14 protein-coding genes, 1 tRNA gene and 1 pseudogene are annotated in these 13588 nt (G+C 70.7%); 8 read left to right on the top strand and 8 right to left on the bottom strand.

Annotation, left to right across the window (positions count from 1 at the left end; all coding sequences use genetic code 11):
- Window positions 1-7: 7 nt before the first annotated feature.
- A complete protein-coding gene (gene pyrF / locus P2T62_RS22410) occupies window positions 8-880 on the bottom strand; it encodes an orotidine-5'-phosphate decarboxylase (RefSeq protein ID WP_276259251.1) in 873 nt (290 codons plus the stop codon).
- 204 nt (window positions 881-1084) lie between these two features.
- Between pyrF and P2T62_RS22405 the strand changes: the two genes are divergently transcribed.
- The 3 genes from P2T62_RS22405 (at window position 1085) to P2T62_RS22395 (ending at window position 2957) form a co-directional block, all read left to right on the top strand.
- Entirely contained in the window at window positions 1085-1750 is a 666-nt protein-coding gene (locus tag P2T62_RS22405; RefSeq protein WP_276259250.1) for an HAD family hydrolase, read from the top strand.
- Window positions 1751-1873: 123 nt separating this feature from the next.
- Window positions 1874-2527 carry a reverse transcriptase-like protein gene (locus P2T62_RS22400; protein ID WP_276259249.1) on the top strand — a complete coding sequence of 218 codons (654 nt, stop codon included), beginning with the start codon at window positions 1874-1876 and terminating at the stop codon, window positions 2525-2527.
- A 145-nt stretch (window positions 2528-2672) separates the two neighbouring features.
- Window positions 2673-2957: a hypothetical protein gene (locus P2T62_RS22395; RefSeq protein ID WP_276259248.1), complete on the top strand. Its 285-nt coding sequence runs from the start codon at window positions 2673-2675 to the stop codon at window positions 2955-2957.
- 179 nt (window positions 2958-3136) lie between these two features.
- Here the strand turns inward: P2T62_RS22395 and P2T62_RS22390 are convergent, their stop codons facing one another.
- Complete coding sequence (locus P2T62_RS22390) at window positions 3137-4120, bottom strand: ferritin family protein (protein WP_276259247.1); 984 nt, start codon at window positions 4118-4120, stop codon at window positions 3137-3139.
- Window positions 4121-4341: 221 nt separating this feature from the next.
- Here P2T62_RS22390 and P2T62_RS22385 point away from each other — a divergent pair, with 221 nt between their 5' ends.
- On the top strand, window positions 4342-4992 hold the full coding sequence (locus P2T62_RS22385; protein ID WP_276259246.1) for a helix-turn-helix domain-containing protein: 651 nt from the start codon (window positions 4342-4344) through the stop codon (window positions 4990-4992).
- 78 nt (window positions 4993-5070) lie between these two features.
- A pseudogene (locus tag P2T62_RS22380) lies at window positions 5071-5669 on the top strand (phytanoyl-CoA dioxygenase family protein); the annotation flags it as partial.
- Between the two features lie 197 nt (window positions 5670-5866).
- On the opposite strand, the gene P2T62_RS22375 reads toward P2T62_RS22380, so the two are convergent.
- Complete coding sequence (locus P2T62_RS22375) at window positions 5867-6040, bottom strand: hypothetical protein (protein ID WP_276259244.1); 174 nt, start codon at window positions 6038-6040, stop codon at window positions 5867-5869.
- A gap of 127 nt (window positions 6041-6167) precedes the next feature.
- Between P2T62_RS22375 and P2T62_RS22370 the strand changes: the two genes are divergently transcribed.
- On the top strand, window positions 6168-7670 hold the full coding sequence (locus P2T62_RS22370) for a DUF7504 family protein (protein WP_276259243.1): 1503 nt from the start codon (window positions 6168-6170) through the stop codon (window positions 7668-7670).
- 206 nt (window positions 7671-7876) lie between these two features.
- Entirely contained in the window at window positions 7877-8551 is a 675-nt protein-coding gene (locus tag P2T62_RS22365) for a YhgE/Pip domain-containing protein (protein ID WP_276259242.1), read from the top strand.
- Between the two features lie 197 nt (window positions 8552-8748).
- Here P2T62_RS22365 and P2T62_RS22360 read toward each other — a convergent pair whose 3' ends face one another.
- The 3 genes from P2T62_RS22360 to P2T62_RS22350 form a co-directional block, all read right to left on the bottom strand.
- Window positions 8749-8952 (bottom strand): hypothetical protein, encoded by a 204-nt coding sequence (locus P2T62_RS22360; protein WP_276259241.1) that lies wholly within the window; start codon window positions 8950-8952, stop codon window positions 8749-8751.
- 72 nt (window positions 8953-9024) lie between these two features.
- A tRNA-Thr gene (locus P2T62_RS22355) sits at window positions 9025-9096 on the bottom strand.
- Between the two features lie 97 nt (window positions 9097-9193).
- Window positions 9194-9844: a DUF7114 family protein gene (locus P2T62_RS22350; protein ID WP_276259240.1), complete on the bottom strand. Its 651-nt coding sequence runs from the start codon at window positions 9842-9844 to the stop codon at window positions 9194-9196.
- Window positions 9845-9904: 60 nt separating this feature from the next.
- Here P2T62_RS22350 and P2T62_RS22345 point away from each other — a divergent pair, with 60 nt between their 5' ends.
- Complete coding sequence (locus P2T62_RS22345; RefSeq protein WP_276259239.1) at window positions 9905-10654, top strand: enoyl-CoA hydratase/isomerase family protein; 750 nt, start codon at window positions 9905-9907, stop codon at window positions 10652-10654.
- A 53-nt stretch (window positions 10655-10707) separates the two neighbouring features.
- Here the strand turns inward: P2T62_RS22345 and metG are convergent, their stop codons facing one another.
- Together metG and P2T62_RS22335 are read right to left on the bottom strand one after the other, a co-directional pair.
- Complete coding sequence (gene metG, locus P2T62_RS22340) at window positions 10708-12786, bottom strand: methionine--tRNA ligase (RefSeq protein ID WP_276259238.1); 2079 nt, start codon at window positions 12784-12786, stop codon at window positions 10708-10710.
- 78 nt (window positions 12787-12864) lie between these two features.
- A complete protein-coding gene (locus P2T62_RS22335) occupies window positions 12865-13437 on the bottom strand; it encodes a YqaA family protein (protein WP_420028468.1) in 573 nt (190 codons plus the stop codon).
- Window positions 13438-13588 lie beyond the last annotated feature (151 nt).

Here is a 13588-nt window from a genome sequence, read left to right as displayed (position 1 = left end):
CGCTCGCCTACCGCTTCCGATACTGGTTGAGCCGGCGCTTCAGCCGCCGGGCCGCATCGCCCGCCGCCGCGAAGTAGTCGTCCGGGTCCCGGGCGGCTCGCGACTCCGTCGCTCGCTCGTTCGGGGCGCTCCGCGCCCCTATGTCCTCGCCGGCGAAGATGATGCCGCGCGAGGAGTTGACCAGCCCGACGCCGTCCGCGAGCCCGTACTCGACGGCGGCCTCGGCGTCGCCGCCCTGCGCGCCCACGCCGGGGACGAGGAAGGGGAGGTCCGGGACGAGGTCGCGGACGGCCGCCAGTTCGTCGGTGGTGGTGGCGCCGACGACGAGGAACACGTCCGCGGTCGACTCGCGGTCCCACTCCGCACAGCGCTGCGCGACGTACTCGTAGAGGGCCTTGTCGTTGCCGACCTGGAGGTTCTGGAAGTCGGCGCCGCCCGCGTTCGAGGTCCGCGCGAGGATCACCACACCGGCGTCCTGCTGGAGGAAGGGCTCGACGGCGTCGCGGCCGAGGTACGGGTTGACGGTGATGGCGTCGCAGTCGAGGCCCTCGGGCTGGAGCGCCCTCGCGTACTGGCGGGCGGTGTTGCCGATGTCCCCCCGTTTCGCGTCGAGCAGGACGGGGACGCCCTTCCCGTGGGCGTAGGCGACCGTCTCCTGCAGGGCGCGCCAGCCGTCGGGGTCCTCGTAGAAGGCGGCGTTGGGCTTGAAGCAGGCCGCGTGCTCGTGCGTGGCGTCGATGATCCGACGATTGAAGGCCCAGCGCGGCAGGTCGTGGTCGGCCACCGCGTCGGGGAGCCGGTCGGGGTCGGGGTCCAGCCCGACCGAGACGACGCTGTCGACCGCCTCGATGCGGGCCCGGAGGTCCTCGCGGAAACTCATCGGCGGGCGGTGGCGGGGTCCGGGCAAGGGTCTTGCGTTCGACCGCGCCGCGGCCGCACCCGCCCGTGGCCACGGGCCCCGCCGGTCGCGCCCCGGGTCTCCCGCCGGTCGCTCGTCCACTTCGACTGCCCGCCCGTCGACGCTCGTCCACTCCGACCGCCGTCGACGGCAACCCTCAAACCGACCACCCCCGTACGGACGGCCGTGCTACAGGCGGTCGGGTTCGACCTCGACGGAACGTTGCTGGTGGCCGAGCGGGACCGGGAGTCGCTGCTCCACGCGGCCTGCGAGCGCGTCGGCGCCCCTCGCCTCGACCGCGAGGCGTACGTCCGGGCCCACCGCCAGCAGCAGGGTGGGGCCGACCGCGAGGTCGTCTTCGCGACGCTGCTGGCCGACCACGAGACCGACGTCGACGCCGCGGCCCTCGCAGCCGCGTACGACGCCGTCGTCGAGGCGGCGACCGGTCCGCTTCCGGGTGCGGCCGCTCTCGTCGACCGGTTGCGCGAGCGCTACGCCGTCGGGCTGCTGACGGACGGGCCGGTTGGCACCCAGCGCCGGAAACTGGAGCGGGTCGGGTGGGCGGACCTGTTCGACGCCGTCGTCGTGACCGGCGGGCTCGACGCCCCGAAGCCCGACGAGCGGGCGTTCGAAGCGCTGTGCGAGGCGCTCGACGTGCCGCCCGGGGCGACGGCGTACGTCGGCGACAACCCCGAGGCCGACATCGCGGGCGCGGCCGCCGCCGGGCTCCACCCGGTGCAGGTGCTGTACGAGGGCGGCCCCGCCCCACACCCGGACGCGGCGGCGACCGTCGAGCGGGCGGCGCTGGCCGAGGCGCTCCCGGCGCTCCTCGCCGGCCTCGAGGACTCCTGAGAGCTACCGAACCCTCCGGAGAACTGTACAGATGGTCTCCGTTCGACGGTTGTCCGACGAACTCGTGTGAAATCGTGCCGTTCGCCCCGTGGATTTAAGTCGGCGGGCGACCGTAGCGTATCCATGGCCGCGTACAGTCGGCCGGCCCTGCGGAACCTGTTCGACGACTCCCCCACCCCCCATATCGCGCATCCGCCGCGAACCCATCACCGCGACTACTACCTCGCAGCCGATGGCTCGTTCCGGCAGTCCGGCGAGGGGGGGCTGGGCGTCCTCATCGAGACCCGCGACGGGCGGACGGTCGCGCGACTGGCGATGCCCGACCGGGTCCCGGACAACAACGTCGCCGAGTACCGGGCGCTGCATCTCGGGCTGGACGTGCTCGCCGAGCACGCCGCACCCGACGCGCGCGTCGGCGTCCTCGTCGACCACGACGACCTGGCAGCCAACGTCAACCGGGCGACGCTGGCCCGCCGCGGGGAGCCGCCTCACCCGTATCGCGTGCCGCGGGCGGCCCGGCACCACTGGCGGGGCATCCGCGCCCGGGTCGCGCGCTTCGCGGAGCTGCGCGCCGCACGCATCGAGTCGCGCGAGAACCCCGCCCACCCGCTCGCGAACACGCCCGAGCAGTACCGCGGCGCGCAGGTCCGCCCGGACCCCGACGACCTGCCCGGGGAACCCGCCGACCTCCGCGACGAGGCGGGCACCCGCGACCGCCGGAGCGAGCCCGAACAGGTGCCGCCGCCATCACGGGCCGACCGACACGCCTCCGACTGAACCGGTCGGAACGGGCCGCACGTCCGCGATACTGGGTCCCTCCGCGCCTTCTCCGCCGCCTCCCGCACCCGCCAGCCACTCCCAGCTGCCGGGTACCGTCGAAACGGTTACGCCCTTCCCGAGCGAACCGCGGGACGGAAGCGTCATGAGTGACCGAACCCGCGAGGCGTCGGAGTCGTCCGAGTACCCGCAGACCTGGATGGACAGCATCGACGAGGTGCTCGACGAGGCGATGACCCGCGACGAGGGGCTGGAACTGACCGCGGAGGACCTCCGTGTCGAGGTGCCCCTGCACTTCGGCGAGGACGCCCCGCGCGCCGAGTGGGAGTTCGACGGCAGCGTCCGCATCGACGTGGAGGGCGAACGCGGCCCGCTGGCCGAGTGGGTCCGGCTCTGGGGGTCGCAGTTGCCACGCCGCGAGACCGACTGACGCGGCGCGAACGGTCGGAATCCACTTTCGTCGCCGCTGGACCATCCACTGATCGCTCTGGACCTCTGCTTCGAAGCGGGCTCAGAGGAACAGGGGCGGATATCCGTCGAAGCCTGCCGGCGAAACGGGGCCGGCAGGGTGACCGTGACGGGGACGGGACGGACGCGTCGGCCGGTGGGTCAGTCGTCGCCGGCGGCCGGCGAGGGCGTGCCGCTGCCCTCGCCGTCGTCGAGCTTGACCAGTTCGTCGACCGGCGGGATGTCGGCCTCGGAGTCGGTGATGATCTCGATGCGGCGGGTGAGCTTGTCGGAGGCGTACTCGACGAGTGCGGAGGGGTCGATGAAGCCCGAATCGGAGTAGGAGACGATGCCGGCGATGTTGGGCATCTGCTCCTGCAGGACGTCCTGGACGACCTGCTCGTCGACCGCGCCGCTGGCGAGCGCCTCCTGGACGTGGTACATGCCGAAGCCGACGTGGCGGCCCTCGTCCGAGCGGATGAAGCCGACGCCCTTGACCAGCCCCTCCAGTTCGGGGAACTCGGGCACGTCGTCGAGCGTGATGTCGCCGCCGCCGTCCGAGAACGAGGAGGTGATGCCGTAGTAGCCGGTCTGTGCGAGGACGGACTCGACGGCGAGGTGGTAGTGACAGAACGCCCGGACGCGGTTCTCGGGCGTGTCCTCCTCGAGGAGCCGGTGCATGGCGGCCTCGGTGTCGTCGAACAGCCGCTCGTACGCCGGCATGAAGTACCGGTCGTCGGTCGGGGCGGTCACCTCGATGTCGTGGTGCTCGGCGACCGGGTTGATGACCTCGCGCCAGTAGCGGTCGAAGAAGGCGGTGTGCTTGGCCTCCTCGTAGATCTGGCTGGAGACGAACATCTGGTCGTTGATGTCGTCCATCGCGATGGCCAGCGGCGCGAGGTCCTCGGTCACGGCCTCCTCACCGGCGCCGAACAGGGCGATGGTCTGGCGGAGGTCGTCGAAGCCCTCCTCGTCGATGATCTCCTCGTCGGCCTCCATCATCCGCTGGCGGTCCTGCTCGATGAGCTCCTGCTCGATGTCCTCGTAGGGGTCCCAGTGGTTGTAGACGGCGTGGCGGAAGTAGCCGCCGACCCGCCCGTCGGGGTCCAGCCTGAGGTCTCGGTTGTCGTCGGCGTATCGGCTCATGGTCCACGCATCACTGGGGCCTGTCACTCCCTGTCACTAGCGCCGGCGATATGAGGGCTGCTTAAATATTGGGTGGGGAGTCGTGTTCGCAGCGCGCCGGTCGAGCGCCCGGTCCCGGCGGCTCCGGACGCGCTCCTCGACGCCGGGGCGGCGGTCGGGCGGGTAAGACACGACGGCCTCCAGTGAAAGGCGTAAAGTCACCCGGCATCCAGGAACGGCATATGCGTTACGCGACCGTCGTCATCACACCGGGCGAGGGTGGGTTGAACCCCGCGGACTCGGTGCTCGTCGCGTCGCCGGCGGTCGAGCGGGACGTGGTCCACCAGGTGAACCTGCTGAACGACGGGACCATCGTGATGCTGTACGGGCTCCGTGGTGACATCGACCGGGCGGTCGAGGAACTGCGCGACTGCGACTCGGTCATCGCGGTCGACGGCTCCGGGGAGGGGGAGGGGCTCATCTACCTCCACATCGAACCGGACGAGACCTCGCTGCAGCTGATGGAGATCATCCAGGACAACGAGGTGGTGCTGCAGACGCCGCTGGAGTGCACCCGCGGCGGCGGGCTCCGGGTCACCATCGTCGGCGACGACGCGACCATCCAGCGGGCCGTCGACGAGGTGCCCGACGGTGTGGGCGTCTCGCTGGAGGGGATCGGCGACTACCACCCCGAGGCCGACAAGCTGTACGGCACCCTCACCGCACGCCAGCGCGAGGTGCTCGAGACGGCCGTCGAGAAGGGCTACTACGAGGTCCCACGCCGGGCTACCCACGAGGACATCGCCAGGGAGGTCGGCCTGTCGGCGGGGACCGTCGGCGAACACCTCCGGAAGGTGGAGGGGCGGGTGCTCTCCTCGCTCGTGCGCCGGTGAGGGACGGCAGCAGGAACGGCGGTGAGCGGTTCCGGGCGGGGCCCATCTCTAAGTGGTACTAGCCGGTAATCTCCCTCGATGCCACTCGAGGCGCTCACCGACGCGGAGTTCGCACAGTACCAGCGGGAGGGATACGTCGTGAAGCGTGGGCTGTTCGATGCGGACACGGTCTCGCGGGTGCGCGAGCGCCTGCGCGAGTACACGCATGGGAACCGGCCCGTGGAGGAGTTCGAGCAGCAGCTGGAGCCGGAAGCCGAGGACGAGGGGGTCGACGCGGCCGACGCCGTCCGGAAGTTCGAGGGGCTGGGCCTGCTCGACGACGCGGTCGTCCACGACCTCGCGACGGACGACCGGCTCGTGACCGTCGCGCAGGACCTGCTGGGGCCGGACGTGAAGTTACTGCGCAGCGCGGCGATGTTCAAGCCGCCGGGCGTCGGGAGCGAGAAGGGCCTCCACCAGGACTCGGCGTACTATCCGGTCCGGCCGTACGACCAGGTGACGACGTGGATCGCGCTGGACGATGCGACCCCGGAGAACGGCTGCATGGAGGTGCTCCCGGGTGGGCACACGGAGGGGCTCTTAGAGACGAGACCCAGGAGTACGAGACGGACATCGTCATCCTCGGGGACCTCGGCGAGATGGAGCAGCTCCCGATGGAGCCCGGCGACGTGCTCTTCCAGCACTCGCTGCTCCCGCACCGGACGGCGCCGAACACGACCGACCGGTGGCGGCGCGCGATGATCTTCATGTACATGGACGCGCGTTCGCGGTTCACCGTCCCCGAGGACGAGCGGCCGCCGTGGGTGGACTCGGTCGACGTGGCAGGCGACTCCTACCCCGGGAGCGTGTAGGGGGTCGGGGGGAGTGCCGACCCTCAGTCGTCCGCGGCCCGCTGCCGGTCGCCGACGACGGTGACGCCCCGGTTGGACTCGATGGCGTCCAGCAGGCCGACGGAGCGCCGGAACGCCCGTCTGACCGCCGGGTCGTCCGCCTGGGCCATCGCGCGCTGGTACGAGGTCCGGGCACTGTCGATGGTCCGCTGGTCCATGCGGACGTGGATGCCCGGATCCGACCAGGTGGTTCCGTCGAACAGTTCGGCTGCTTATCCGTGTGGGTCCCTCCCGGCCGGCGACGCGGACCGTGTATATATACTCCGTGAGCCCGTTCGTCCGGTAATGGAGTACGACACGCGGAACGTGTTCCCGGTCGACGCGCTGGCCGCCGGGGAGAGCGTTCTCGGGACCGGTCCGCCGCTCGTCGGCGAGCAGGCGGTCGGGAACCGGTTCCTGGCGCGGGGCCTGGATGCCGGTGAGGGGGCGATACTGGTCGCGACGACGGGGAGTCCCGACCAGGTCCGCGAACGCGTCGCCCTCCACACCGAGCGGGCCGACGCGCCGTTCGCGGTCGTGACCACGAACGACGCGTCGTTCGAGACGTCCGGGGACGACCTGTCCTGGCAGGTCTCCTCGCCCGCCGACCTGACCGGCATCGGCATCGCCATCACGGAGGCCATCGAGACGGTGACCGGGCGCGGTACCGACGGCTTCCGACTCGTCGTCGACTCGCTCGCGCCGCTCACGGTGTACAGCGAGTTCGAGCGCGTCTACCGGTTCCTCCACGTCGCCCTGGGTCGCGTCGCGACCGCCCAGGGCGTCTCGTTCTGCTACCTCCCCTCGGACACCGTCGGGAACCGGGCGGGTACGCTCCGGGGCCTCCTCACCGGCGTCCTCGAGTTCCGCGAGGGTGAACGTGGCCCGGAGTACCGCATGGAGGGGTTCCCCACCGCCCCCGAGGATTGGCGTCCCGTTCCCGGGGGGGCGGAATATGGGGGCTCGTCGGGGACGAGCGGCGAGCGGGACCTGGCCGGGGTCGAGAACGGCGACCCGGGCCCGTCGGTCGCCGCGTCGGCCGCGGAACTGCCGGCGTCGCTGGGGGCGCTCATCGACAGGCTCGCCGAGGAACGCCAGGTGCTGACGCTGTTCAACTACGGCGGCGACGAGGCACTGTTCGAGCGGCTGGAGGCGTACTTCAGCCGGCTCAACGTGACGGTCCGGGCGGCCGACACCTCCGTCGAGGCGCCCCTGAACACGGCCGTCCTCCACCGGGGAACCGAGCCCGTCGACATGGCGCCGGTGGCGGTCCTCGACCGGGCCATCCGCATCGAGGACGCCGACGACGCCGAGGCGTTCGACGTCACCGAGCGTCCGTCGCTGCTCCGGCGTGCCGAGAACGACGTCTACCGCGTCGACGACGACGGCAAGGGGTTCCTCATCGACATCAGTAGGCTCGTCGAACAGCAGGCGCTCGACGTCGGTCGCGGGACGCTCTACACCGGGTTCCAGACGCTCGACCGCATCACGGACGAGTACGGTACCGGCCGCATCTACGAGCGACTCGCCGACTCGGCCGTGACGGTCCACCTCTACGGCGCGTCCGGGACCGTCCCCACACCGACGGAGCACCATCACCACGTCGAGCCGGACGGCGAACTGGCCGATGTCTGGTTCGTCGTCTTCGACGGTGCCGGCGAGGACGCCCGGAAGGTGGCGCTGGTGTGTGAGGAGACCGACCCCGGCCGGTATCGGGGGTTCTGGACTCGCCGGCCCGCGCTGGTCGACGAGACCGTCGCGTACCTGCAGGAGACCTACCCGGTCCCCGGCCCCACGCCGTCCGACTAGGGTCGCCGGCCGGCGGCTCACGTGTACACCGTCGTCTCCCGCGAGCGACGGCGCTCCGGCACCCCACGAGGCGGACCGGCCCCGGTAGTGCCAGCCCCCGTCGATCCACACTGAGTGGTTTCGAACTCGGTCCTGTGCCATTCAATGGTTTTGGATGGTTTTAAGGGGTAAATTTTATATCACTCGGTGTCGTAGATGGAACTACAATGGCAGACAGCAACTCACCGTTCGGCCTCGCGTTCGAGGCACAGCGCAGCGCGATCCAGACGACCCAGGACGGCATCCACACGGCCGTCGACATCCAGCGCGACGTCAACGAGGCGTTCGTCGACTCCATCGACCCCATGATGGGGGTCCAGGACTCCTCGGCCGGCTTCGTCCGCACCGGCATCGACGCCGTGCTCGACGCCGTCGAGGCGGCCGTCCCCGGCGACAGCAACATCGACGACGTCCGCGAGAGCATCGACGAGCAGCTCGACGAGCTTGAGAACACCCGCGTCGACATCGCCGAGCAGTTCGAGGAGAACCTCCGCGACGGCGCCGACTCCGTCGACGAGTTCCTCGGTGACTTCCTCGAGAGCCTCGACGAGCAGATCGACTCCCTGCTGGAGTCCAGCGAGGACCTCGAGGACCAGACCGTCGAGACCCTGGAGGACCTCCAGGCGCAGGTCGAGGAGCTGCAGGACGAGTTCGAGTCCCGCGGCGACGAGTTCGAGGAGCGCTTCGCCGACCAGCTCGACTCCTTCCAGGAGCGCTTCGAGGACGGCGCCAGCCAGCTCCAGGACGGCTTCGACGAGGCGGGCGACCGCCTGAACGAGGCGGCCGAGGACCTCCAGGACGCCGCCGAGGACGTCTCGGAGACCGTCGACGTCAACGCGTAAGCCACCGACTCCACGGCTCCCCGACGGTCACGACGTTCTCCTTGTCCCCGGGCGGTCCACGCCCGGGTCCCTTCCTTCACAGCGGCCGGCAGCACACACCCGCCGGCCTGCCTTCGAGCGACGAGCGACAGCGCCGCCGCTCTCCGACGTGACACGCGAAGAAGCCGAACCGCGTACGGGGCTCAGACGGGCGGGGTTCAGGACTCGAACGGCTCCTCGTCGCGGTGGTTGTCGACGTTCTCCTGGTCCTGGGCCTCCTTCCGCCGTTCGAGGTCCTCCTCGCCGGTCATCCGCTCCTGTTCCTCCTCCCGGACCTGCTCGGCCTCCTCGATGTCGTCGGCCTCCTCCTCGGTCTCCTTCTCGAGCTCGACGTCGCGGCCGTGGTCGTCGCTCTCGGTCATGGCGATTGCTGGTTCGTGCGTCCGACGGATACGTCCTGGGCCGAACAACTCGGCGTTTGAAAACGGGGAGGAAGCCTAGGCCGGGATTTGAACCCGGGCTCTCGTCCTTACCAAGGACGCGCTTTACCGCTAAGCTACCCAGGCGCCGCCTGTCGGTAGCCCGGTACGCCTGTTAGGCGTTTCGTTTCTCCCCGTCCGGGACACGCGGTGACGCGGTAGAAACCGGCAGCCTGCGGGCGGGTCAGTCGCCGCTCCGCTCGACCGGGCGTCCCTCGCCGCCGGCCAGTCGCCGGAGGTCGGCCCGGACGGACTCGCCGTCGAGGTCCGCGACGGTCGGGAACTCGCTCGCCATGAGCGTGTCGACGACCCACTCCCGGTCGGCAGGGGCCTCCGTGCCCGCAGCGGTCGTCCCCGCCACTAATGCGAGGTCGAGCACGTCACGTTCGAGGTGCTCGTCGTAGGACGGGTCGGCCGCCTCGCGGCGGTGGGTCTGGTCGCGGCCGAACGCGCGGACGACGGCGACGGCGCGGTCGGCGGCCTCGGTGCGGGCGAGCAGGTAGAACCCCCGTGCGACGAGCACGTCGGCCGCGAGGATGCCCATGTCGCCGCGGTCGCGATCGCCGGCGCTCCAGGGGTCCTCGTGGGCCAAATCGCGGGTGAGCCGGAGTCCGTCGTAGATGAGCTGGACGCCGGCGCCCCGCTCGACGAGGCCGTCGAGGGCCTCGAACTCGGCGGGGGCCTCGGCCGGGGCCGTGGCGGCCAGCAGCGTGAGTGCGCCGGGGACCATCGAGCCGTCCGCGAGGAGGGACTCGATGTCCGACCGGAGGGCGTCGGGGACGATGTCGCCGACGGCCTCGGTCGCGGCCCGACGGACCGCGGCGGCTTCCTCCATCGCCACTAAGTACGCCGACGGAGGGCAAAGGCCTTTGGAAACCACCACCTCTCCCGGACAATGACCGACCCCGTCCGCGTCCGCGACGACGGCGACGTCCGCGTCGTCACGCTCGACCGGCCGGACCAGCGCAACGCCCTCACCGGCGACGCGCTCGACGCCATCCGCGACGCGGTCACCGACCCGCCGCCGGTGGTCCACATCCGGGGCGCCGGCGCGGCGTTCTCGGCCGGTGCCGACCTCGGCGAGGTCCGCCGTGTCGCGACCATGGTGGACGCGGCGGCGGGCGACGAGCCGATGAGCCCGGACGAGGCCCGCGACGTGGTCGGCCCGTTCGTCCGGAAGGGCCAGCGGACGACCCGCGCGGTCGCCGAGAGCGACGCCGTCGTCGTCGCGGGTGTCGACGGCGCGGCACGGGGTGGCGGCGTCGAACTCGCGCTGGCCTGCGACATCCGCGTGGCGACGCCGGACGCGACGTTCGCCGAACCCGGCGTCACCTTCGGCCTGTTCGGCGCCTGGGGGGGCACCGCCCGCCTGCCCGACATCGTCGGGCAGGGCGACGCGATGGACCTCTCCGTGTCGGGCCGCGTCGTCGACGCCGACGAAGCGTTGCGGATGGGGCTGGTCCAGCGCGTCGTCGACGACCCGCTGGCCGTGAGCGAGTCGCTGGCCGAGAACGACCCGCTCGCGATGCGGCTCGTCAAGGAGCGCGTGCGCGACGACCAGCCGCTGGCCGCCCAGGAGGAGCGCGAATCACGCGCGTTCGCGCAGCTGGTGTCCGAACACGCAGAGAAGCTGGCAGACAAGTAGATTCTGTCAGAAGCTATCGATTAGAAATCGCAATACTGCGATAATCTGGCCTTCTATCGGATTTTCGTCCCGAGCGGCGAGTCGCCGTGCGTCGTCAGCAGGTCGGCCTCCTCGCCCGCGGCGAGCACCATCCCGTTCGACTCGACGCCGAACAGTTCGGACTTCTCCATGTTCGCGACCAGCACCACGCGGGTCCCCGGGAGCGAATCCACGTCGTGGAGCTGGCGGAGGCCGGCGACGACCTGCCGGGTCTCGACGCCGATGTCCACCTCCAGGCGGAGGAGCTTGTCGGCGCCCTCGATGGGCTCGGCGGATTCGATGCGGCCGACCCGGAGGTCGAGGTCCTGGAAGTCGTCGAAGCTGATGCGGTCGTCCGTGAGGGGTTCGAGGTCCATGTCGTCGGTGTCGGTCTCGTCGTCGGTCTCGTCCGCGTCGTCGTCGCTGGCGGACTCGGCGATGCGCTCCTGCAGTTTCTCGTTCAGTTCCTCGACGCGGTCGTCCTCGATCTTCGTGACGAGTTCGTCGGGTTCGTCGAACTCGGCGGCCGGGGCGTCGTGGGCGGCCTCCAGCGTCACCTCGTGGACGTCGCCGTCGCCGCCGACCTGGTCGTAGAGGCGCTCGGCCGTGTCGGGCGCGATGGGCTCGAACAGCACCGCGAGCGCGACCGAGAGCTGGACGCAGTCGCGGATGACCTGCTCGGCGCGGTCGGGGTCGTCGTCGACGAGGTTCCACGGCTCCTCGCGCTGGATGTACTCGTTGCCGTACCGGGCGAGTTCGAGCGCCGCCTGGCCGACGCCCCGGACGGAGTAGTCGTTGACCGCCTCGCGGAAGTCCGCGAGGGCCTCGTCGATGCGCTCGGCCACCTCGTCGGAGACCTCGCAGTCGGGCGTCCCGCCGTAGTTGCGCTGGGCGAACAGGAGCGACCGGTACGCGAAGTTCCCGTACGCGCCGACGAGTTCGCTGTTCACGCGGGACTGGAACTTCTCCCAGGAGAAGTCCACGTCCTGCTGGAGGCCGCCGTTGGTGGCGAGGTAGTACCGGAGGAGGTCCGGGTGGAACCCCTCGTCGAGGTACTCGCGGGCCCAGATGGCGCGGTTGCGGCTCGTGGAGAGGCCCTTCCCGTTGATGGTGATGAAGCCGGTCGCGGCGACGGCCCGCGGTTCCGTGTAGCCCGCGGCGTGCAGCATCGCGGGCCAGAAGACGGTGTGGTGCTGGATGATGTCGCGGCCGATGACGTGGACCACCTCGCCGTCGTCGTCGCGCCAGACGTCCTCCCAGTCGTACTCGTCGGCGCCGACGCGCTCGGAGTACTGCTTCGTCGAGGAGATGTACTCGATGGGGGCGTCCACCCAGACGTAGAGGACGAGGTCCTCCTCCTCGTCCTCCGTGCCGGGGTAGTCGATGCCCCAGTCCATGTCCCGGGTGATACACCAGTCCCGGAGTTCGCCCTCGATCCACTCGCGGGGCTGGTTGCGGGCGTTGTCGGTCCCCTCGAGGCGGTCGATGAACTCCTGGAGGTACGCCTGCAGCTCGGAGACGCGGAAGAACTTGTGCGTCCGCTCGCGGTACTCGGCTGGGTTGCCGGTGACGGTGGAGACGGGGTCCTCGATCTCCCCGGGTTCGAGGTGGCGGCCACACCCCTCGTCGCACTCGTCGCCGCGGGCGTGGGCCCCGCAGTACGGGCAGGTCCCCTCGACGAAGCGGTCGGGGAGCGCCTGGCCCTCCTCGGGGTCGAAGGCGACCATGATCTCCTTCTCGTAGACGTAGCCCTCGGCCTCGAGCGTGCGGACGATGTCGCGGGTCATCGCCGTGTTCGTCTCGTCGTCCGTGTGGCCGTAGTTGTCGAAGTCGACGTCGAACTTCGGGAACGTCTCCTGGTACTGCTCGTGGTACTCCAGGGCGAACTCCTCGGGCGAGACGCCCTGCTCGGCGGCGTTGACCGCGATGGGGGTCCCGTGCATGTCGGACCCACAGACGTAGGCGGTCTGCTGGCCGAGCTTGCCGAGCGCGCGGTTGAACACGTCCGCGCCGACGTAGCCCCGGAGGTGCCCGACGTGGAGGTCGCCGTTCGCGTACGGCAACCCGCACGTGACGACGGCGGTCCCGTCGGTCGGGAACGGCTCGTGACTCATGTCCGGACACGGGACGGGGAGCCGCTAAAACCCGCCGGTTCCGCGGGACTCGTTCCCGTGCGCCCGCCGGGGGCGCCCTCAGAGCAGCGCCAGGGTCCCCTCGACGACCGCGAGGAAGAACACGAGCCGGCCGGCGCTCCCGATGAACGTGGCGAGCGCGAACTTGACGTAGTCCTCCTCGAGGACGGAGAAGGCGTAGATCGACAGCGTGTCCGGGAACCCCGGCACGCAGAGCGCAACCGCGAGGCCGGCGTAGCCGTAGTTCTTCGCGAGCTGGACGGTGCGGCGCTCGGCTAGCGACACCACGTCGAACCGCGAGCGCCGGAGCAGCCGGATGACGGGACCGGACTCCTTGGCCTCCTGCCCGAGCCCGAACGCGAGGACGCTCCCGGCGGCCTTGCCGGCCCCGCTGACGAGGATGATGATGGCCATCTCCGGCCAGTAGCCCAGCCCCAGTCGGAGCGGCGTCGCCAGCACGACCTCGCTGGGCAGGGGCAGCACGAACGCGATGAGGAAGCTGTAGACGAAGATGATGACCAGCCCGAACGGCCCGGTCGCGGCCCGGACCGCCTCCTCCAGCGCCCGGAAGACACCGACGTGGAAGTGCCCGACCGGGAGCCACGCGGCGAGCGCGGCAGCAGCCGTCAGCATGGCCGTGCCGACCTGCGAGGCGGACGCGCCCACGGCGGGTGTCAGCGGCTCGACGGCGGGCGTCAGCGCGAGGAGGTCGGAGACGACCGGCAGCGGGGTCACTGTCTGGAGGTAGCGTGGGGGTCGGTGTAAGTCTTGATACCCGGTATCG

It is taken from the genome of Haloglomus litoreum (assembly GCF_029338515.1).
Lineage (GTDB): Archaea > Halobacteriota > Halobacteria > Halobacteriales > Haloarculaceae > Haloglomus > Haloglomus litoreum.
Note: the sequence above shows the minus strand (reverse complement) of the source record. Positions and strands in the feature narration are given on the sequence as shown.